At 60.0% G+C, this 20,095-nt stretch carries 18 protein-coding genes; 16 read left to right on the top strand and 2 right to left on the bottom strand.

Annotated elements, in window-relative coordinates:
• Positions 1-309: 309 nt before the first annotated feature.
• Positions 310-1,434 carry an IS110 family transposase gene (locus DQ393_RS12615; RefSeq protein WP_112339943.1) on the bottom strand — a complete coding sequence of 375 codons (1,125 nt, stop codon included), beginning with the start codon at positions 1,432-1,434 and terminating at the stop codon, positions 310-312.
• Between the two features lie 128 nt (positions 1,435-1,562).
• Here DQ393_RS12615 and DQ393_RS12610 point away from each other — a divergent pair, with 128 nt between their 5' ends.
• Both DQ393_RS12610 and DQ393_RS12605 read left to right on the top strand, forming a co-directional pair.
• Positions 1,563-2,669 carry an IS5 family transposase gene (locus DQ393_RS12610; protein WP_112342109.1) on the top strand — a complete coding sequence of 369 codons (1,107 nt, stop codon included), beginning with the start codon at positions 1,563-1,565 and terminating at the stop codon, positions 2,667-2,669.
• Positions 2,666-2,992, top strand: coding sequence for a hypothetical protein (locus DQ393_RS12605; protein WP_112342108.1), 327 nt, complete (start codon positions 2,666-2,668; stop codon positions 2,990-2,992). Before DQ393_RS12610 ends, DQ393_RS12605 begins: the two co-directional genes overlap by 4 nt.
• A 1,222-nt stretch (positions 2,993-4,214) precedes the next feature.
• Here the strand turns inward: DQ393_RS12605 and DQ393_RS12600 are convergent.
• Positions 4,215-5,075 (bottom strand): LysR family transcriptional regulator, encoded by an 861-nt coding sequence (locus DQ393_RS12600; protein ID WP_112342107.1) that lies wholly within the window; start codon positions 5,073-5,075, stop codon positions 4,215-4,217.
• Positions 5,076-5,213: 138 nt separating this feature from the next.
• On the opposite strand from DQ393_RS12600, the gene DQ393_RS12595 reads away from it, so the two are divergent.
• The 14 genes from DQ393_RS12595 (at position 5,214) to DQ393_RS12525 (ending at position 20,094) form a co-directional block, all read left to right on the top strand.
• Complete coding sequence (locus DQ393_RS12595) at positions 5,214-5,966, top strand: alpha/beta fold hydrolase (protein ID WP_112342106.1); 753 nt, start codon at positions 5,214-5,216, stop codon at positions 5,964-5,966.
• 181 nt (positions 5,967-6,147) lie between these two features.
• Positions 6,148-7,044, top strand: a complete 897-nt coding sequence (locus DQ393_RS12590) for an NAD(P)-dependent oxidoreductase (RefSeq protein WP_112342105.1) — start codon at positions 6,148-6,150, stop codon at positions 7,042-7,044.
• The gene (locus DQ393_RS12585; protein ID WP_112342104.1) at positions 7,041-7,865 is read left to right on the top strand and encodes an oxidoreductase; all 825 of its coding nucleotides are present in this window, start codon (positions 7,041-7,043) and stop codon (positions 7,863-7,865) included. The genes DQ393_RS12590 and DQ393_RS12585 overlap by 4 nt, the downstream gene beginning before the upstream one ends.
• Positions 7,866-7,915: 50 nt before the next feature.
• Positions 7,916-8,764 (top strand): alpha/beta fold hydrolase, encoded by an 849-nt coding sequence (locus tag DQ393_RS12580; protein ID WP_112342103.1) that lies wholly within the window; start codon positions 7,916-7,918, stop codon positions 8,762-8,764.
• Between the two features lie 96 nt (positions 8,765-8,860).
• The gene (locus DQ393_RS12575) at positions 8,861-9,391 is read left to right on the top strand and encodes a VOC family protein (RefSeq protein WP_112342102.1); all 531 of its coding nucleotides are present in this window, start codon (positions 8,861-8,863) and stop codon (positions 9,389-9,391) included.
• Positions 9,392-10,085: 694 nt separating this feature from the next.
• Entirely contained in the window at positions 10,086-10,508 is a 423-nt protein-coding gene (locus tag DQ393_RS12565) for a ParB N-terminal domain-containing protein (RefSeq protein ID WP_112342100.1), read from the top strand.
• Entirely contained in the window at positions 10,505-11,866 is a 1,362-nt protein-coding gene (locus DQ393_RS12560; protein ID WP_112342099.1) for a Y4yA family PLP-dependent enzyme, read from the top strand. Before DQ393_RS12565 ends, DQ393_RS12560 begins: the two co-directional genes overlap by 4 nt.
• A gap of 11 nt (positions 11,867-11,877) precedes the next feature.
• Entirely contained in the window at positions 11,878-12,888 is a 1,011-nt protein-coding gene (locus DQ393_RS12555) for a cysteine synthase family protein (protein ID WP_112342098.1), read from the top strand.
• Positions 12,885-14,027 (top strand): NAD/NADP octopine/nopaline dehydrogenase family protein, encoded by a 1,143-nt coding sequence (locus DQ393_RS12550; RefSeq protein WP_112342125.1) that lies wholly within the window; start codon positions 12,885-12,887, stop codon positions 14,025-14,027. Before DQ393_RS12555 ends, DQ393_RS12550 begins: the two co-directional genes overlap by 4 nt.
• Positions 14,024-15,898, top strand: coding sequence for an IucA/IucC family protein (locus tag DQ393_RS12545; protein ID WP_112342097.1), 1,875 nt, complete (start codon positions 14,024-14,026; stop codon positions 15,896-15,898). Before DQ393_RS12550 ends, DQ393_RS12545 begins: the two co-directional genes overlap by 4 nt.
• On the top strand, positions 15,895-17,127 hold the full coding sequence (locus DQ393_RS12540; RefSeq protein WP_112342096.1) for an MFS transporter: 1,233 nt from the start codon (positions 15,895-15,897) through the stop codon (positions 17,125-17,127). Before DQ393_RS12545 ends, DQ393_RS12540 begins: the two co-directional genes overlap by 4 nt.
• Positions 17,124-18,284 carry an ABC transporter substrate-binding protein gene (locus DQ393_RS12535; protein ID WP_112342095.1) on the top strand — a complete coding sequence of 387 codons (1,161 nt, stop codon included), beginning with the start codon at positions 17,124-17,126 and terminating at the stop codon, positions 18,282-18,284. Before DQ393_RS12540 ends, DQ393_RS12535 begins: the two co-directional genes overlap by 4 nt.
• An 8-nt stretch (positions 18,285-18,292) precedes the next feature.
• The gene (locus DQ393_RS12530) at positions 18,293-19,348 is read left to right on the top strand and encodes a FecCD family ABC transporter permease (protein WP_112342124.1); all 1,056 of its coding nucleotides are present in this window, start codon (positions 18,293-18,295) and stop codon (positions 19,346-19,348) included.
• Positions 19,342-20,094 carry an ABC transporter ATP-binding protein gene (locus tag DQ393_RS12525; protein ID WP_112342094.1) on the top strand — a complete coding sequence of 251 codons (753 nt, stop codon included), beginning with the start codon at positions 19,342-19,344 and terminating at the stop codon, positions 20,092-20,094. Before DQ393_RS12530 ends, DQ393_RS12525 begins: the two co-directional genes overlap by 7 nt.
• The last annotated feature ends 1 nt before the right edge of the window (position 20,095 follow it).

The raw sequence follows: 20,095 nt of genomic DNA, 5'->3' as shown, positions 1-20,095 counted from the left end.
TGTGATTCTCATGTCCGTTTTCAAGGATTGGGGTATAGGTTTTCGTTTCGCTTTTCAGCGCCGAAAGAAACGGGCTGGTTATTGCAGGACGCGGCGGCATTGAGACGACGGTTGATCAGACTCTGATGCGCGGGTTGGATACCGCAGGACCGTGGTTCGTCTCGGGCCTTCCTCTGTCTCACATGGCGCGTGTTGCCGTTTCAGGCTCGCAGAATCACAACGAGGGTTACCCTGACCGGCCGCCACGCCCAGCAATAAACAGCGTGATGGAATTGAACTTGTTTTCTCCTTTCCCTTGATGCCTTTTCGTCAGGCTGCCTTTGTTGGGGTAATGGGAACTGTCGTCGCAATCGCCCAGGCGAAGGCAGCGAGCTCGCGCGCGATGGCGACGATGACGATGTTTGTGGGGCGGCCACTAGCCTGCATGCGCCGATATCGTTGGCATAGCCGCACCTGCGCCTTCCAGGCGATCGCCCTGATCGCTTCAGGCAGCCCCTCCGTTCGTTTCAGGATTTCCTGGCTTACACGCGCAGGCAATCTATAGGTCCATGCGCCTTCGACCAGCATGCGCCGCGCACGGGTGTTGCCGGCCTTCGTGATTGAACCCCGCGACACGCTGGCCCCGGTCGAGCGCTCTTTGGGAACCAGACCCAGCCATGCCATGAACTGCCGGGGATTGTTGAAGCGTCTGAAGTCGCCGATCTCCGATACCAGTGTCACCGCCGAGATCTGTGCGACACCGCGCAGGGCCTGGATCGCTTCGACGACAGGGTTAAGCGACCAGTCCGGCAAGAGCGCCACCATCTGCCGGGTCAACCGCTCACGCCGTTCCTCGATTTGCTCGATGGCACGAATATATTCTTCCATAGCGATCTGCTGCGCACGGTGATCAAAGCGCTGTGTCGCCAGCCAGTTTCGATGAGCTCTTGTCCAATGAGAGCGGCCTTCGAAGACCCGCCCGTGCCGGAGCAGGAACGATAAAAGATGCTGGCGCGCGCGCCGTAGATCCGAGACCGTCACTTCCCTTGCCCGGCAGAGATCGCGCATGGCCTCATGTGTCTCGTCGGGAACCCAGATGGACGACAGTTCACCAGCGCGCAACAACGCGGCAAGCGCGACAGCATCGCGGCGATCCGTCTTGATCTGAAGCCCCGGACGGGTCGGAACCAGCGATGGCGCGACGACAAGGCATTCATGGCCAAGATCGCGAAGTTGACGATACAATCCATAACCTGTCGGGCCGGCCTCATAGCAAAGGCACAGGCGTCCGTGACGTCCAGCAAGCTTGTCGACAAATTTGCGCACCGCATCAGCACGGTTGGCAATTTCGCCGTAATAGCGAACCTCACCTTTGCGGCCCGCTTCCGCCAGACCGATCGCGATTTTTTCCTTGCTCACATCCAAACCAACGTAAACTGCGATATCATCGACCACGGCTCGTCTCCTATGTTTGAGGCTCTGGCGCTGCAGCTAACCCTCGTTCTGAACATAATGCGAGACGAGCCACCCTGCCGGCTAAGGACATGGGGTCTCACTGTATCGGGGTGATTTGGGGATGGTGGATGCGCGGATTGGACGAACGGACAGGCTCGCTGTTTTCGTATGTGGACCTTGAGGCGCGGGTTCGGCGCGATCATCCGCTACGAGTGATCCGGGAGATCGTGAACGCGGCTCTTGCGGAGATGGATGGCAATTTCGCGGTGCTTTATCCGGCTGGGCTCGGCCGACCCTCGATCGCGCCGGAACGCGTGCTGCGTGCGATGCTGCTGCAGGCCTTCTACGGCATTCGCTCGGAGCGCCAGTTGATGGAGCGCATGGAGTTCGATCTTCTGTTTCGCTGGTTCGCGGGGCTCGGCGTTGACGAGCCGACCTGGGATCACTCGAGTTTCACCAAGAACCGGGATCGGCTGTTGGAAGGTGAGATCGCGGCAAAGTTTCTGCGTGCGGTGCTGGCGGAGCCAAGGGTGAAGCGGCTGTTGTCGTCGGATCACTTCTCGGTGGATGGGACGCTGATCGAGGCCTGGGCTTCGATCAAGAGCTTCCGCCGCAAGGACGGCGGCGATAATGATCCGGATGGCGCTGGCCGCAACGCCAAGCGCGGCTTCCACAAGGAAAAGCGCTCCAACGATACGCACCAGAGCACGAGCGACCCGCAGGCGCGGCTCTACAAGAAGGGCGACGGTCAGCCGGCGAAGCTGTGCTACATGGGCCATGCGCTGATGGAGAACCGTCACGGGCTGGCCGTGGATGGCGGCGTCACCCAGGCCACGGGCAAAGCCGAGCGCGAAGCTGCGCTTGCCATGTTGGAGCGTCGGCCATCGCGGCGGCGCATCACACTGGAGGCCGACAAGGCCTATGACGTACGCCAGTTCATCAAGGACCTGCGTGAGCACAAGGTCACGCCGCACATCGCCGTCGACGGCCATCTGAGTAAAACCGGCAAGCCTCGCGTGACGGCGATCGATGGCCGCACGAAGCGCCATCCGGGTTATGAAGCCAGCCAGCGCTGCCGCAAGCGGATCGAAGAAGTGTTTGGTTGGATCAAGTCATCGGCCGGCATGGCCAAGGTCAAGCTACGAGGATGCGCCCGTGTGGGCGCGGCCTTCACCCTGAACCTAGCGGCCTATAATCTGATCCGCTTGCCCAAGCTGCTGGCGGTGCAGATATGAGCCTCGCCGGCCGTTGGCGGATCGTCGCGATGCCCGACTATGTCGAGGACTATCCCGACATGATGGAGCCCGCTTACATCGAGTTCGCCGCCGACGGCTCCGGCGAATTCGCCTTTGGCTGCGTCACCGGGCAGATCTTCGGTGCGCGCGACGGCAATCACGTCGCCTTCTCCTGGCAAGGCAGTGACGAAATGGACGAAGCCCAAGGCAACGGATGGGCCGAAATCCAATCAGACGGCTCCGTCGTCGGACAAATCTGTTTCCATAACGGTGATGAAGCTGACTTCGCCGCCCGAAAATGGACTTCTTTAACACCCTGCTAGAGCTCTACGGACGTATTGAAATCGCCGACGCTATTCGAAACTGGCTAGGCGTGCGCGGACAATCTCCCGCATCTGCGCCGGCGGATTTGCTGCCGGTCGGCTGGTGAGTGCCAAGTGTGCGTCTTTCCAGCAGGCAACGTCCCGCGGTGCCACGGTTTTTTGATGATAGCGCGACAGCAAGATGGATGCTACCGCCTAATGTCGTCTAGTCGCACCAAGCCGGACTAATGCATATCCGGCGCCACCAATCTCAATCAGAAGGTCTGCTCTCATTTCCCGATCGGTGACCACCTTGATTTTAGTCCATTTGTCTATCTTGGTGTCGAGCGGGAGAGGCAATCCTTCTCGCAATAAGAGGGTGAGCTCAGGTGCTCTTTCCGATTTATAAATACAAATCCTCATGGCACGGAACCCCAACTGCACAGATTTGTGGCAGCTATATTGCGGTGCGTTATCAGCTATTGCAATGCCGCAAAGCTATTTTCTGCAAATGTGCCGAGGTATGTTCCGTCCTCTCGTCCACATACTGCCGCTTCTTCCGGCTATGCGTATGAGATAACGGCAGACCGATCAGCGTCCAGAATCCGGCTGCACGCTGCGATCCAACGGTCTCATTGGCTCGTGAGCCGACATCTGGAAGTCTCGACAACACGTTACTATCTCCGCTGGCGCCAAGCTTCGATGTGCCATGTTTCATGATGAAAAGCCATTTTTGGTGGCATACATCATGAAAAGCAGTGATTGCGTGCTAGAAATTGCAGGTTGAGAGTTCGACCCCCCAAAGAGCATCGATGCGTTCACTTGAACTCAATTTAGCCGAGGTATATTTAGACCAGAAGATAGTGGCGACGAGAGCTCAGGAAGTAGCGAGCCGAAGACCGTCGCTGTAAGATACCGGGCTGCTCGCTTCACCTCCACCATGACGGTCCCTTGCCTCGTGGTTTCGTTTGCCGGGCTCCTTCCGCCGCAGACGATATCTCCAGTGAGCAAAGATATTCCGGTCTTACTTGTGGATGGACAGAACGACAGAACGACACGACGATACCCCGATGGCTTCGACACTCGCTGCAGCCTAGCTTGGCGCCACGGGTTTCGAAGTCGAACTCGAGGTCGAGCCGGGCGTCGGTCACACCATTTCGCCGACAGGCGCGGATACCTCAATCGCAAGCCGGGAGCGATCGCCCTATTTTTTGGGCAGTCTTGATCATCTCCGGGCCGCTCGTCATGCGGTCGCATTCACGAGATGGTCCGATACGGTCGAGATGAACGCACGAAGCCGCTGAAGACGTCGTAGATCCCGGTGATATCCCATCCAGATGTCTCGCGCCGGTGGCTGCGTCGGCAGTTCCAGTCTGCGGATACCCGCGATCTGATCGCCGACCACGCGAGGCAGCACGGCAATCCCGACGCCTTGCCGACACATACGTCCCTGAACGTTGCGGTTATTCGATCGCAGGACCGGTCTCGCTTTGGGGAAGCTCTCGATGAGCCAAGCGATATCGGGAAACTGCCCGGTCGACGTATCGTGGGTGATCAGCCGGAAACCAGCCCCGTCGCCATATTTGGGATCAGGCGACTCCTCTGCGACGTAGACGCCGTATTCGAGCCTGAAGAGCCGCCGCTGAACGACATCGGCGGTGTTGAACGGAACGATACGAAAAGCGATGTCGGCCTCGCGCTGAGCGAGGTTGAACAGGCGCGTGCCGGTCAGGATCTCGACGTCGACATTGGGGTAGGCGTTGGAAAAATCCGCCAGGATGGGAGGCAGTACGTAGGCCCCGAACCAGTCCGCTGATGAAATGCGCAGACTGCCTTTGAGATTCTGCTCCTGCCCCGCAAGCCGGCGCTCCATGGCCAGCGCGCCTTCTTCCATCTGCTCCGCCAGCGCGATGATCCCGTGGCCCTCTTCCGTCAGAACAAGACCGTCCGCAGTCCGCTGGAAGAGCGTGTGGCCGATCGCCTGCTCAAGTGCGCGCAGGCGCCTGCCGACGGTCGGATGGCTTGTCTGAAGAGAACGCGCGGCGCCGCCGAGCGTGCCGGATCGCGCAACAGCAAGAAAAATTCTGACATCACTCCATTCCATCACGATACCCTTACAAAACTGAACGCCGAGAATACATTTTTGTCACTTAAAGAACAAATCTAAGCACCTAGATTCCCACCATCGGTCCATCGGACCATCTCTCGTGTACCACCTCATGTCATTCGGAAGGATCGGCAAATGTCTCTCAAGTCCCTCTATCTCGGTGCTGCGGCTCTTGCAGTGGTGTTCGGCGCGCCGTCCGCTTTCGCGCAGCCGGCCCAGAATGTAATTTTGGTCCATGGCGCGTTGGTCGATGGCAGCGGCTGGAGGGGCGTTTATGAGCGCCTGGTCGCCAAGGGCTTGAAAGTCACGGTCGTCCAGGAACCGAACACTTCGCTGGAGGATGACGTTCAGGCGGTTCACCGCGCTATCGAGCAGCAAAATGGACCGGTCGTCCTCGTTGGTCACAGCTATGGTGGTCAGATCATCACCGAAGCCGGCGTCGACCCGAGCGTTTCGGCACTTGTCTATGTCGCGGCCATTGTCCCGGATGTTGGCGAGAGCGTCGGCGATCTGTTCGAGAAGTGGCCGAGTCCGACCGCGGACGCGTTCAAGCCGACGTCTGACGGCTTCCTACTGTTCGATCCAGCGAAGTTCCGGGTGGGATTCGCCGCTGACCTGTCCAAGGCCGAGGCGGATTTCATGGCTAACTCGCAGGTGCCGGTTTCGGCGAAGATCCTTGGAACCAAGACGCAACACGCGGCCTGGAAGACCAAGCCGAGCTACGGCATCGTGGCCGGGCTGGACATGGCTGTCGCCGCCGAGGCGGAGCGGTCCATGTACAAGCGGGCAAGCGCGAAGGCCACCGAGGTGCCCGGTGCCAGCCATGCGGTTTATATCTCGCATCCGCGCGAAGTCGCCGACGTCATCGCCGAAGCGGCGAGCAAATGAAGCCGATGCCTTGATGTTCAGGCGCAGGGCTGCGGATGTTTCGTGACCCATACGCGGAAGCCACTCCTGTGGCTTCGGCATCGCGACCGGCCAACTCATCGGCGGGCCTCGTCTGACGATCGCCCGGCGGCCTGGGTACTACCCGGCGCCCAGCACTTATCCGAACAACAGGAGATAGACCATGCAGATCGGATTTATCGGTCTCGGCAGTATGGGTTCGGCAATGGCCATAAATCTGGTGAAGGCAGGCCATGATGTTCGGGCCTGGAACCGTAGCAAGGTCGCCCAGGATAGTGTCCCCGGGGTGACGCTTGTCGAATTCGCGGCGGATGCATTCCAGGCTGACGCAGTCTTCACAATGCTATCCGACGACGCTGTCATTCGCGAGGTGGTCCTCGATGCCGGCCTGCTCGCAAGCGCGCCTGGGCTCACCCATATTGTCACATCGACGATCTCGGTCGCTTTTGCGCGAGAACTGGAGCTGCTGCACGAAGAGGCGGGCCTTGGCTATGTGTCCGCACCGGTGCTCGGGCGACCGAACGTAGCGGCGCGTGGCCAGCTTAACATCCTGGCGGCCGGGAAGGCCAATGCAGTGGCCGCGATCGAGCCGCTGCTCGCTCCTCTCAGCAAAAAGGTCTGGAAGTTGGGGGAGAACCCCGCTCGGGCGAATGCGGCGAAGCTCGCCTGCAACATGATGATCGCCATGGCTATCGAGGCGATGGCTGAGGGTGTCGTGCTGACCGAGAGCGTCGGACTCGAGCGCGCGGATTTCTTTGAACTCATTTTAGGCACCCTTTTCTCGGGCCGCGCCTATGAGAGCTACAGCGCGCAGATCACGGAACGATCATTCGAGCCCGGTTTCAAGGCCAAGCTCGCCCTCAAGGACATGCGCCTCGCGACTGAAGCCAGCAACGAGATCGGACGCACGCTCCCGATGCTTGAAGCTGTCCGGGAGGGGCTCGACCAAGCCGTCTTGGCGGGCTTTGGCGAGAAGGATTGGTCGATCATGGCGGACATGACGGTTCGTGGCGGCGACAGCATGGCGTCGTCTGAAACCAACTCGGAGACAAACCAATGAGAACTTGGCTCATCACAGGCTGCTCAAGCGGCTTCGGCCGGCGGCTCGCGCTCGCTGCGGCACAGCGTGGCGATCAGGTCATCGCGACGGCCCGCAATATCAAAACGATCGGAGAAATGGCTGAGCCTTTTGGCGGCCGCATGATTACTTTGCCGCTCGACGTGACGGATGCGGCGGCAGCCAAGGCCTCGGTCGCAAAGGCGGTCGAGACATTCGGCGGATTTGACGTGCTCGTGAACAATGCCGGCTACGGACTGTTCGGCGCGATCGAGGAAGGCACGCCCGAAGAATATCGGCCGATGTTCGAGGTGAACGTGTTCGGTCTGATCGAAACCACCAGAGCCGCCCTTCCCGTCCTGCGACGTTCGGGCGGAACGATCGTCAACATGTCGTCCGGCGCAGGCATCGCCGGCAGCGGCGGTGGCGGATATTATAATGCCGCCAAGTTTGCCGTGGAAGGGATTTCCGAAGCGCTCGCCGGCGAGCTGAAGCCGTTCGGCATCCGCGTGCTGATCGTCGAGCCTGGGCCGTTTCGCACCGATTTCCTTGGCCGTTCGATCACCATAGCGGCCAACGAAATGCCGGAATACGCCGCGAGCTCGCGCAAGCACTATCGCGAAACCAACAACGGCAATCAGGCGGGCGATCCCGACAAGGCGATCGCGGTGATCCTGCAGGCAGTCGATGCCGACAACGCTCCGCTTCATCTGCCGCTCGGCCCGATCGCGCATTCGATCGCTGAGCGAAAGCTGGCTTCCTTCCGCCGCGATATCGATGCCTGGCGCGGCATCACGATCGCGACCGATTTCGACCAGCCCTGAGCGCTGGCCGCAAGCTCTGTTCGAATGTCAACCTCGATTGGAAAGTGATCATGATCGCAACTTTGAAGGGGTTTACCCAGCAGCTGATGCCGGTGAATGGCATCAAGATCAACGCCGTCACCGGGGGCTCAGGCCCGCCGATCCTTCTGCTTCACGGCTGGCCGGAAACGTGGTGGGAATGGCACCATGTGATGCCGCTGCTGGCCGAGCATTTCAGCGTCGTGGCCATGGATCTGCGCGGCGCGGGCTTTTCCGACTGCCCGCTTGACGGCTATGACAAGGCGACGATGGCGCGCGACGCACACGAGGTCATGGTTGCACTTGGGCATGAACACTACGCCGTGTGCGGCCATGACATTGGCGGAATGGTGGCGTTGCCGCTGGCCGCCATCTATCGGGAGGCTGTTACCCACCTGGCCGTCCTCGACGTTCCGCTTCCAGGCTGGACGCAATGGGAGGCGACGACTGCAAGGATCTGGCACTTCGGCTTTCATATGAACCGGGATCTACCCGAACGCCTGATCCATGGCCGTGAATATGACTATGTTTCGAGCTTCATGGCGGAGCGGTTCTACGATCACAGCACCTTCGATCCGGCGGACATCGAGATCTACGCGAAAGCGATGGCCCTTCCTGGCCGCACGCGCGGCGGCATGGAATGGTATCGCACTCTCGCCGCCGACCATGCGGCTGCGCTCGAGTACAAAAGGCAACCACTCGAGATACCGGTGTTAGGTCTCGGCGGGGAGCAGCGCTTCGGTGCGCATATGGTCCCGATGCTCAAGGAGTTCGCCAGCAATGTGACGGGCGGCTCGATTGCGCGGTGCAGCCACTATGTCGCGGACGAGCGGCCGGATGAAGTGGCGGCCGCTCTGCTCGATTTCCTCAAGACCAGTTGAAACTCTGCGACCACCCCGTCGTGGGCCGGATCGCGACATTGCGGGCGAGTTGCGCCCGATCGCGTTCGATCGATCAAATAAGAAAGGAAAACTGTCATGACCGCACCTGTCATTCGCGGAGTCAATCATATCGGCATCACGGTGCCTGACATCGAAGCAGCAAAATCGTTCCTGGTGGAAGCTTTCGGCGGCCAGGTGATCTATCAGTCATTCGGACCGCAGGATCCGCCGCGGCAGGGACCCGAATTCGAGCGGGCCACTGGCGCTTCCCCTGGAACGGTCGTGCGTGCGCAGGCGATGGTCAAGATCGGAAACGGACCGGACATCGAACTCTTCGAAATGCACGGTCCCGAACAAGCCCAGCCGGTTCGAGCGAGCGACTTCGGCATTACACACTTCGGTGTCTACACCGACGACATCGACGGATCGGTTGAGCGCTTTGAAAAGGCTGGAGGCACGCCCCTTACTGCGCCACGCGCTATTCCCTACGCAACCGAAAAGGGTCCTGGAAACAAGGTCTGCTACTGCCGCATGCCATGGGGCACGACTGTGGAATTCATCACCACGCCCGACCGCATGGCCTATCATGGCCAGACGGATCTGCGCAGGTGGCAGGACGATGACTGAGGCGGGCGAAAAGGCAGTCTTGAAGTCGCGGCGATGCTGACGTTGTCGGACGGTTCGACCAGTCCGCAGCCGCGACGGCTGTCGTGCCAGATCGAATGGGCCGCCGTCACCCATCCGAGTGAGCGTGACTTTCGTCAGGGCGTGTCTCATGTCGCGATGCGAGCAGCGATGTTCGTACGACGTTAGGTGCGCGTGCGCCATCGAGAGTACCGGGGCGGGCAACGAGAACGATGATGCCCGCCGCGTCATGTCTGAGTTGACGAGCCTGCATGCACGAATGCCCCCGGCCGCACGCAGCAGGCGAATGAAATGCTATCTAAGAGCGATGAGATTCGCTGCTATATTCCTTTTCATGTTTGCGCACGTGCCTGCCGCGCTTGGCGGGCAATCCGGCGGGCATGGCCCGGACGGGTCTGTCGATGTCATTGGCAAACGATTTACCAGGCAAGGCAAAGCTTCTCCGCAAGTCCGGATCGACAGAAACAGCTGTCGGGCATTCGACGGCTGTGCATGCCGATGCCGTCCTGGGGTGGATGTCTCTTGCGGTGGATCCCAGCAAAAATCGACAGGCAGAGCAATAACCCCTCGTTGACAGATTTGTCATGATCGCGTTAAGGGTGCGATATAATATGAGTTATAGAATCAAGTTTTGACACGCTCTTAGTCAAATACGAAACGAACGCTGGGTGAAACAATGAAATTCCATCTGCTGCCCCCGCATAAGTTGATTCCCACCGAGGAGACAGATGCAGGCAGGGTCGATGAAGTTCATGGCCTTATCTCCACGATCGGCCGCTGGACAGTGCCGATCATGGTGGAGAAGGACGCGCTCTTCGTGATGGACGGCCATCACCGTCTGGAAGTGGCGTTCCGGCTTGGGCTGGCCGCCGTGCCAACCTTTCTCCTCGACTACCGGAGCGTACGCGTCGAAGCCTGGCGGGCCGGTGAGACGATCACGCCAGCCGATATTTATGACATGGCCTGCAGCCGGCAAAAATTTCCGATCAAGACCACACGCCACATTTTCCTGGATGATCTGCCAGCGTGCGACGTGAAGCTCGAGGATCTTCGACAGTGGTATGAGCCCCTCGACAATTCGGAGAGGCTTGCCGGATGACGTCCCACATCGACCCGATCACGTGGCCCGAGCTGTCTCCAATTCTCTCTCCTCTTGCTGCCGACATTCTGACCTCGAGCGCGTCCCTGCACAAATGGACCGAAGAATACGGGTCTCCGCTTCACCTCGTGCTTCCGTCGGAACTCAACGCAAACGTCGAAGGCCTGCGCCGCGTTTTCGATGAACGGGGCGTCGGACACGCGATCTACTATGGTGCGAAAGTCAATAAATCCTCGGGCCTGATGCGGGCCGCACTCGAAGCAGGCGCAGGTATCGATGTGTCGAGCGTTTACGAGCTTCGTGATGCCGTAAAGCTCGGAGCTTGGGGCAGTGGCATTGTGGCGACCGGCCCTGCGAAAACCGCGCAATTTCATGACGAACTCGTGCGCATCGGGGCTCTCATCTGCGTGGATAGTCCGGAGGAACTGACCGACGTATCGAAGCGCCTGCCAACCGATGGGGTCGAGCAGCCCGTCCTTTTGCGACTGCAGCCGAAAGGCCACGAGAAAAGCCGTTTTGGCATGGCTGGCGAGACGGTGCGAGCCTGCCTGTCGCGCATCGCCGCCGATGATCGTTTCCGCTTCGACGGCATACATTTCCATCTCAGCGGATATCGCTGGCAAGATCGTGCGGTAGCGTTTGAAGAGGCTGCCAAGCTGATGGAGGAAGCACGCGCAATCGGGCTTTCTCCCAAAATGATCGATATCGGCGGCGGATTGCCGATCCAATATGTGTCTGAGGTGGCATGGGAAGAGCATCTGCTGCGCCAGCGCGCCGATGATTACCGTACGGGGAAGGTTCCGGCTTCCTTTTATCCCTATGGCGGTCCGCAATCTGCGGCGGCGTGGCTTTCCTGCTTCCTGGATGCGCAACTGTCGTCGGGCCTGACGATCGAGGACTATCTCAAGCAGCGCGAACTGACGCTCGCGATGGAGCCGGGGCGGTCCCTTGTCGACCAGGCGGCAATTTCAGCTTTCCGTATTACACGCGTGAAGGATCTCGGCGGTGGAGATGGTGTCATCTTCGTCGAAGGCAGCAGTTTCAGTGCCTGCGAGACCTGGTTTGCGTCTGAATTCATGGTGGATCCGGTCCTGCTGCGTCAGAACGACCGGGCTCGGGCGGATGAGCCATTCCGGGGCTACATAGCGGGACATAGCTGCCTCGATGAAGACGTCCTGAGCAACCGCTGGCTCGGCTTTTCCCAGATTCCGGAGGCCGGAGACCTTCTCGTCTGGGCCAATACCGGCGGCTATCAGATGGATCTCCTCGAAAACGAGTTTCATCGCCACCCGATGCCCAAGCGGTTGTGCGTAACAAAGAGCGCAGCCGGTCAACTGTCGATCTATCCCGATAACTAGGAGAGGACACCATGCTTCCTACGAATGTGACGCAATTGATCGGGCGCACCCCGGTCATGTCAATCGAGATACCGAGCCGAGATACCATCCTCGTGTTGAAGATAGAAAAGAACAATCCCGGCGGTTCCATGAAGGATCGTATGGCGCGCAGCATGGTCGTGGCCGCCTTACAGGACGGCCGGCTTGCTCCGGGAGGAACAATCGTCGAATCCTCCTCGGGAAATACCGGTATCGGCCTGGCGCTGGCGGCGGTCGAGTTCGGGTTGAATTTCATTGCCGTCGTGGACCATCATGCCGCGCCTGATAAAATCCGCATGATGCGGGCGATCGGCGCCGAAATCCGTTATGTCGAAGGGGACTTCAGGGAAGATGAAGTCGCCGTCGTCGCCCGGCAGAGACTGGCAGCGCAGCTCGGCGCGCAATTGCCAGGCGCCATGTTCATGAACCAGTCCGACAATCCTGCCAATCCTGAGGGTTATGCCGAGTATGTTGATGAACTGATGGAGCAGCTTCCCGACGGCATCGATGCATTTGTGGGATGCGTCGGCACCGGCGGGTCGATGACGGGAATTTCGCAGCGGCTGAAGCAGCGCTTGCCCACGATCCGCACGATCGCGGTGGAACCCGCGGGCTCCATCGTGTTCGGACAACCCGGACATCCTTATTATCAGTCCGGAACGGGCACGCCGGCCGGCGACGAAGTCGGCAAGGTCCTCGACTACAGCTGCATTGACGAGGGCGTACAGGTTACCGATCAGCAGGCATTCGAAACGGCCCGTTATATCGCACGCCGTAAGGCACTGCTGGTCGGAGGGTCGACAGGCGGGGCGATCTACAAGGCTCTCGAATTCATCGCTTCCGGCAAGTTGCGGGGGACCGTCGTGACGACCGTAGCCGACGGAGGGGAGAAATATCTCGGTTCGGTCTTCGACGACGAATGGATGGCAAAACGCGGCCTGTTCGACCCGTCGATTGCCGCTGAGCTCGATGCGTGGCTTTCCGGGCAGGCACGCGCGGCATGAAGGTCACGATATGCGGGGCCGGGCGAACCGGCCATCTGAATGCCGTCCTGTTCAAACAGCGCGACGGCGTGGACGTATCCGTTCTGACGTCGTCGGCCGAGCTTGCCGACAAATGGTCGGGCGGAGAACAGGTCTGGCGGGTGAATTTGCCCGAGGGCGGTGCTCTGAAGGGACGGATCGACCATGTTGGCACCGATCCGCGGACGGCACTCGCCGATGCGGATCTGGTCGTCGTGACGCAGCCTGCGCAGGCGCGTCCGGCGCTCCTGCAGCAGATCGCGCCCCATCTGCCTGACAGTAAGCGGGTCTTCGTCGGAGCCATTCCGGGATTTTGCGGGTTCGACTGGCTGGCCGAGACTGCGTTCGGCGAACGCGAGAATATCGTGATCTGGGGGATGAAGGACGTTCCCCATACCGCCTATAATCTCGTTGCGGGCAGCGAAGTGCGCATGGGTGGCGCAAAGGCGCAGCTATATGCGGCGCTTCATCGTCGCGAGGCGGCGGACGCGAAGGAAGAGTTGTCGGATCTGCTCGCCCGGCTCTATGAAGCGCCGGTCGGCATCCTCGACGACTATCTCGAGATCACGCTGACCCCAGGCAATGCATTGATGCATCCGGCTGTCCTTTACGGGCTTGTCGGTCCTGGCGCTCCATGGGAGGCGCTTCCCTTCGAAGAGCCGATCTGCTGGTGGAGCGATTGCCCGCGCACCGGCGCAGAAATGCTGGAAGCGTGCGATGCCGAAAATCAGGCGCTCAAACATGCCGCCGAAAGGCGGCTCAAGGTTGACCTGGGAAGCATAAAGCCGCTTCGTCAGGAGCTGATCGAGGCCTATGGCGACCAGATCGGCGATGACAGCACAATGTATTCCCTGCTGAGAACCAACAGCGCCTACGCAGGAATCCGCGCGCCGCTCGTTGCCAATCCGGATGGACCGGGCCTGGTGATCGATCGGGAAAGTCGCGCCTTTCATGAAGACATTGCCTTCGGTCAGGCGCTCCTCCTGGAAATAGCCAAGCGGCTGGATGTGCCGGTGCCCGCGATCGAAACGACCTACCATTGGGCGCGCGCCTATCACGGCAATCTGCCGCAACCTCCTCTGAATTTTGTTCCCGTGACGTGGGCGGAGGCAATCGGATGAATGAAACTATCGTCCCGTCCTATGCGAGAGATGCGATCGACCCGCAATTCCGCCAACAGGCAAGACATAATGCCCTGGCACGGCTGGTGCGATGCCTGCTCGCCGAGCGCATCCTCAATCCCGACGCCTTGCTTTGGTCCGAAGACGGCAAACAGGCATGGCTTCCGCTATGGTCTGCGAGAAAAGTTCTCCATTTCGAAGACCTGCGGCGGCTGCCGGCGAATACGATGCTGACCCGTGGTGCCATCGAAATCATCGATGACAGCGGCAGGCGACGGCGGCTGGAAGAACCAGCCGACCTGATTGCCGAAGTCTCATCGGACTGGTCGGTCGCACCTGCCGCGGACGGGATTGCGCGCCTGCTCGCCGACATCGACAACAGCATCGAGAACGATGCGCTGATCCGTCGTCACCGGCAGGACTGGATTGGCTCGCTCAGCCGGGAAATAGCGGCCGGTGGCGACACTGGTCTCATTGCCTACCTGCGCCATACGCGTCCCGTGCATCAGGCCGCCATGATGCTCGACCAGTGGGGATCCCTGGAGGGACATCCCTTTTACCCGACCTGGAAATCGAAGCCCGGCCTTTCGGCGCAGGAGGTCGAGGCGCTGTCGCCGGAGTTCGGCGCGCGCGTCAATCTGCGTATCGCCGCCCTGCGGCAGGATTGGGCCTATGTAGAGACGATGCCCCATGTCGACAGCTATAACGGCTGGTTCCGCCACAATTTCCCGGAGCCATGGGATGCCTGGGTCAAGGCGTTAACGGAACGGGGGCAAACGCCTGAGGACTGGCTGCCCCTGCCGATCCATGCCTGGCACCTCGATCACTTTGTCCGCCGGGAATTTGCTGACGAGATCGCTTCCGGCGTGCTTGTGATCGATGGACCGGAGATTGTCACAATCCCCTCCATGTCCTTTCGCACGATGCTGCCGGACCTGGAAGAAGCAAGGCCGTTTGTCAAACTGCCGGTTGCGATCTGGATGACGAGCGAGATGCGGACCCTGCAGGCGAAGTCCATTCACATGGGTCCGAGGCTCAGCACCTTGATGTCCGACATTCTCGCTGCCGATGAAGCCATTGGAGGCGAACTGGAGTTCTTCCGCGAGGAGCTGGGGGCTATCCTCCACCATCCCGAAACGGGCGACGAACATCCGGGCCGTTTCCTCTCCGTCGTCTATCGCGAGGCCGAGGGCATCGCGCGAAAAGACGATCTGATGCCCGTCACCGTGGCCGCGCTACTTGCCGCAAGTCCCGTCGATGGCCGGCCGCTAATCTGCGAACTGATCGCACGCATGGGCGATGATGGTCGAGCGGCCGCTGAGTTCTTCCGCATCTATGCCGGGGTCGTTCTCAGGCCGACGATCGCCATGTACCTGTCGTATGGCATCGCCTTCGAAGCTCACCAGCAGAATAGTACCGTCCTCTTCGATCCATCCGGACGCCCGCGGCGCCTGCTCATTCGCGACTTCGGCGATGGCCGCAGTTTCGCCCCGCTGTTCGAGGCGCGGGGATATTCGCTGAAGCCGTTCAGCCGACCCGGCATCCTGCCGACTACCTTCAACGATGACATCTCCCTTGTTCGCTCGTTCGTTATCGATGCCTGCTTCGTCTGCCATCTTCATGAAGTGGCGCTTTGCCTGGACGAACATTTCGGGCTCAGCGAAGCATGGGCGATCCTGAGGCAGAAGACGGAAGAAGCGTTTGACCGGGTACGACCCCGCATGCTGTCGGAAGAATTCTGGCTGGAAGAGCGGGACGCGTTTCTCGATCGCCCCTGGCCGACCCGTTCCGTCTTGCGCATGCATCTCGAGCGATATCGCGACTATCGTCTGGAGCATCAACTGCCGAACCCGCTCACGAAGACGCCATGACGGGGACTTTTGCGGTTATACGAGGCTTCGGGCCGGTCTTTGCTATTCTCTTCGGCCTGCAGTTCATCTCCATGGGAGCCATGGAGATGAGCGGTCCGTTCTGGCCACTGCGCATCGAGGAACTATCATCGTCAGGGGGAATCTTCGCGCTGGCTGGAATCGGCGTCTATGTGTGCCCGATGATCGGCGTCTCTCTGACAAGCGCGCTATGGGGAAGGATGGGTGATCGGTACGGCAACCGCCTGATGATGGTCAGAGCGCTTGTCGGGCTTGCGATCACCCAGATCCTCGTTTCCTTCGCCCAGGACGTCTGGCTGATCCTGTTCCTGCGGTTTCTGCAGGGATGTTGCGCCGGCTATATCGCGCCGGCCCAGGCCTATGGCATCCAGATTACCGGCGGCCGCAATCGCGGCGTGCTTTTGACCTGGCTTCAGGTGGCGACCAATGTGGGGTCGCTGGGTGGCGCCTTTCTCGGCGGTCTCATCCTCGACGTATCCTCCTTCACGACGATCAACCTGACGGCCGGTCTCATCTGCGGTATCTGTGCCGCCGCCGCCTATGTGATCTTGCCGCGACCCGTGGCAGAGGCGAGCAGAGCCGATCGAGCCCAAGCCCGCCAGAATCAAGCATTCACGGGGCAAGCTACCGCACCCGTCCGGGGCCTTATGGCGCTGACGGGAATGATGCTCGCCAGCCGAATGGTTTTGCAGGTGCCCTTTGCGCTGTACATGGCTGAGGTCTTTCAAGCCCCTCACTGGGTCACGGGTTTCAGCTACGGCCTTCTGGCGCTCGGGTTTGTCGTGGCGGCGCCGCTTTGGGCGCAATTTTTCAACGACCGTCCGGCAAGCTTCATCCTTGGCTGGATAGTCCTGATTGCCGGCGGATGCGCATTGCTGACCGGTCTAGCCGGCCTCACGCGCTCGGTTGAATATTTTGCCCTGATCTATCTGTTCTGGGGCGGACTGCTCGGCGGAACGACCCCCGTCCTCGTGGCCCTCATGTCTGCAGCCACGGCCGATGGACGTCAGGGTTCGGTATTGGGCGCTGCCCAGTCCTGGCAGCAGATCGCATCCGTGGCGGGGATAGCCGTCGGAACGGGCACTGCCCAGATATTCGGGCTTACAAGCGTTTACCCTCTCGTGTCGCTGCTTTATGCGGCATCCCTCCTTACTGCCCTCGGCCTGTGGCTGTCGGCACGCTCGCGCTCACCTGTTGGAGATACCCTGTGACCTGCCTTCGCCTCTACGCGTTTGCGATAATCCTGTTATTGACGCCGCTTACGGCTCTTTCTGCCCGCGCCGAAAATGGCGCGGCCGCGCAAACGACCGTGACTGTCAAGGATATCGCCGGGCGGGACGTGCAGGTTAAGGTGCCCGTCTCCCGGATGCTGCTCGGGGAGGGCAGGCAACTCTATCTGATCGCATCGCTTGACCGAGAGAATCCGCTGGAGCGCATCGTCGCGTGGCGCAACGATCTGATCGAAGCCGATCCCGCGACCTACAACCAGTATCTCGAAAAATTCCCCGAGCTTGCGAAATTGCCGACCTTCAAGGGAAATGAAGGAAGCCTGATCGATATCGAATCGGCGATCGTGAAGAAGCCCGACGTGGTTCTTCTCAACCTCGAAGCCAAACAGGCCAATGAAGACGCTCAATATATCGGGAAACTTGCATCGCTCGACATACCGGTCCTGTACATCGATTTCAGGCACTATCCGCTTCAGAATACCGATCCGACTATCCGGCTGCTCGGCAAGATCATGGGACGCGAGGCGCAGGCAGAAGAGGTGATCGCATTCCGCAGGGAGGCGATGGCTCGGGTCGAGGATGTGCTTGCCAGGGCGAAGCCGGAGCGCCCGAAGGTTTTCATCGAGCGCATCGGCGGATATACGGAAGACTGCTGCCTGTCATTCGGCGCGGAGAATTTCGGCAAATATGTCGATCTGGCCGGCGGACACAATATCGGCAGTGACTTTCTGCCCTCGACATTCGGGCAGCTGAGCCCCGAGCAGGTGGTCGTCTCCAATCCCGATCATGTGATTGTCACCAGCGCCGACTGGCAGGCTTACGTGCCCGGTGGCCGCTGGATTCCTGTCGGCCCGAATGCAGATCTGAATGCCTCGAGGAAGAAGCTGGAATGGTTCACGATGCGGGATGCTTATGCCGGGACGACGGCACAGACAAAACGCAATTTCCACGCCATCTGGCATCAATTCTACAACAGCCCCTATGAATTCATCGCCGTCCAATGGATCGCAAAATGGCTCCATCCCGATCTCTTCGCCGATCTAGACCCGGATAAGACGTTCGCCGAATATCATAGGCGCTTTCTGCCGATCGTCTATCAGCCCGGCTATGCCGTCAGCCTCGATACTCAAGCACAGTGACCGAAACCATGACAACCGTCAGCCACATCAATGCGGTCGGCCGCTATCGCCTCGCGAGCCTCAGAAAATATGTCGTGCTTTGTCTGCTGCTTGCCGCAGCGATCCTCGTGCTTCTCGCCGATATTGCCACCGGTCCGGCCTGGTATGGACTGGATGATATGCTGAAGACCGTACTTATGCCCGCGGATGCGCAGCCCCAGATGCGCGTCGTCATCTGGTCCATCCGGATGCCGTCAGCCCTCATGGCTGTGGTCGTCGGAATGGCGCTTGCAACCGCCGGTGTCCAGATGCAGACGGTGCTCAATAATCCGCTCGCAAGCCCGTTCACGCTTGGCATTTCATCGGCAGCAAGCTTCGGCGCGGCGCTCGCTCTTGCTTTCGGCCTGTCCTTCATACCGGTCGCTGGCGACTATATCGTTGCCGTCAACGCCTTCATCATGGCGCTCGGATCCGCCCTCGTCATCCATTCCGTGGGATTGCGGCGGGGAAGCTCGGTCCAGACGATCGTGCTGCTTGGTATCGCGCTGGTGTTCAGTTTCAATACCGCATTGGCGATCGTCCAGTATTTTGCAAATGACCAGGCGGTCGCCGCTATCGTCTTCTGGACGATGGGCAGCCTGACCAAGGCAACCTGGCCAAAGCTCGCCGTAACGGTCGCCGTCCTGGTTCTCACCATTCCCATCTTTGTTTATCGGCGCTGGCAATTGACGGCTCTTCGTCTTGGAGAGGCGCGAGCGGCATCCTTCGGAATCCCGGTTCGTCGCCTTCGGCTGGAAACGCTCGTTCTGATATCGCTTCTGTCGGCCATGCCGGTGGCTTTCGTCGGAACGATCGGCTTTGTCGGACTTGTTGCGCCACATATTGCGCGGATGCTCGTCGGCGAGGATCAGCGGCATTTGCTGCCTGCCAGCGCCATGATCGGAGCCCTGATCATGTCATCAAGTTCCACAGCCGCGAAAATTCTCGTGCCGGGCGCGGTCTTGCCGATCGGGGTCATTACCGCCGTCATCGGCCTGCCGGTCTTCTTTTATCTTATCCTGAAGGGAGGCCGCGAAACGTGGTAGTCCTCAGCACTGAAGCGCTCGGAGCGGTCTACGGCGCGCGAACCGTCCTCAGCGACGTATCGTTGCCTCCATGCCATGGAGGAGAAATCATCGCGCTGATCGGATCTAATGCAGCAGGCAAATCAACACTTCTGCGCCGTATAGCCGGCATCCTTCCGGGTGCTGGAGAATGTCGCCTGACAGGTGTTGTCGATCGCGAAACAGCGATCGCCTACATGCCGCAGGATCAGGTGAGCGGAGCGGCGCTGACCGTCTTCGAAGCCGTGCTGTTGGCACGCAAGCAGACGAGTGGCTGGAAGCTTGCCGATGCAGATCTCCATGAGGTCGAGCAGGCACTCGCTGCCCTGCAAATCGCCGATCTTGGGTCCGAATATGTTTCGGAACTGAGCGGCGGTCAGCGCCAGCTCGTAGCACTTGCACAATGCGTCATCCGCGCTCCGACCGTCCTGCTTCTCGACGAGCCGACGAGTGCCCTTGACCTCCATCGTCAGTTCGATGTCATGAGGCATGTCAGGTCGCTTGCAAAGGAAAAGGGCCTGCTCGTCATCATCGCGGTCCATGACCTGAACCTGGCGATGAAGTTCGCCGACAAGATCGCCATCCTTGCGCATGGAACGCTGCATGCATTCGGCTCCGTTGCCCAAGTGCTGACGCCCGCGAATCTCGAGACGGCATTTCGGGTGAAAAGCCGTCTCGAGAGATGTTCTCAAGGCAAGCTTCACCTGATCGTAGATGATGCAGTGTGAA

The sequence above is a fragment of the Martinezella tropici genome, from assembly GCF_003287875.1.
In the GTDB taxonomy this organism is placed as follows: domain Bacteria; phylum Pseudomonadota; class Alphaproteobacteria; order Rhizobiales; family Rhizobiaceae; genus Rhizobium; species Rhizobium tropici_C.
This window is presented reverse-complemented; position numbering and strand designations above follow the sequence as displayed.

What these genes read in the sequence shown, in the direction of transcription:
- DQ393_RS12565 (WP_112342100.1), top strand. Translation starts at nt 10,086, where the DNA reads ATGAAATTCCATCTGCTGCCCCCGCATAAGTTGATTCCCACCGAGGAG.
- DQ393_RS12575 (WP_112342102.1), top strand. Translation starts at nt 8,861, where the DNA reads ATGACCGCACCTGTCATTCGCGGAGTCAATCATATCGGCATCACGGTG.
- DQ393_RS12540 (WP_112342096.1), top strand. Translation starts at nt 15,895, where the DNA reads ATGACGGGGACTTTTGCGGTTATACGAGGCTTCGGGCCGGTCTTTGCT.
- DQ393_RS12585 (WP_112342104.1), top strand. Translation starts at nt 7,041, where the DNA reads ATGAGAACTTGGCTCATCACAGGCTGCTCAAGCGGCTTCGGCCGGCGG.
- DQ393_RS12580 (WP_112342103.1), top strand. Translation starts at nt 7,916, where the DNA reads ATGATCGCAACTTTGAAGGGGTTTACCCAGCAGCTGATGCCGGTGAAT.
- DQ393_RS12595 (WP_112342106.1), top strand. Translation starts at nt 5,214, where the DNA reads ATGTCTCTCAAGTCCCTCTATCTCGGTGCTGCGGCTCTTGCAGTGGTG.
- DQ393_RS12530 (WP_112342124.1), top strand. Translation starts at nt 18,293, where the DNA reads ATGACAACCGTCAGCCACATCAATGCGGTCGGCCGCTATCGCCTCGCG.
- DQ393_RS12600 (WP_112342107.1), bottom strand. Translation starts at nt 5,075, where the DNA reads ATGGAATGGAGTGATGTCAGAATTTTTCTTGCTGTTGCGCGATCCGGC.
- DQ393_RS12560 (WP_112342099.1), top strand. Translation starts at nt 10,505, where the DNA reads ATGACGTCCCACATCGACCCGATCACGTGGCCCGAGCTGTCTCCAATT.
- DQ393_RS12555 (WP_112342098.1), top strand. Translation starts at nt 11,878, where the DNA reads ATGCTTCCTACGAATGTGACGCAATTGATCGGGCGCACCCCGGTCATG.
- DQ393_RS12610 (WP_112342109.1), top strand. Translation starts at nt 1,563, where the DNA reads ATGCGCGGATTGGACGAACGGACAGGCTCGCTGTTTTCGTATGTGGAC.
- DQ393_RS12545 (WP_112342097.1), top strand. Translation starts at nt 14,024, where the DNA reads ATGAATGAAACTATCGTCCCGTCCTATGCGAGAGATGCGATCGACCCG.
- DQ393_RS12605 (WP_112342108.1), top strand. Translation starts at nt 2,666, where the DNA reads ATGAGCCTCGCCGGCCGTTGGCGGATCGTCGCGATGCCCGACTATGTC.
- DQ393_RS12550 (WP_112342125.1), top strand. Translation starts at nt 12,885, where the DNA reads ATGAAGGTCACGATATGCGGGGCCGGGCGAACCGGCCATCTGAATGCC.
- DQ393_RS12590 (WP_112342105.1), top strand. Translation starts at nt 6,148, where the DNA reads ATGCAGATCGGATTTATCGGTCTCGGCAGTATGGGTTCGGCAATGGCC.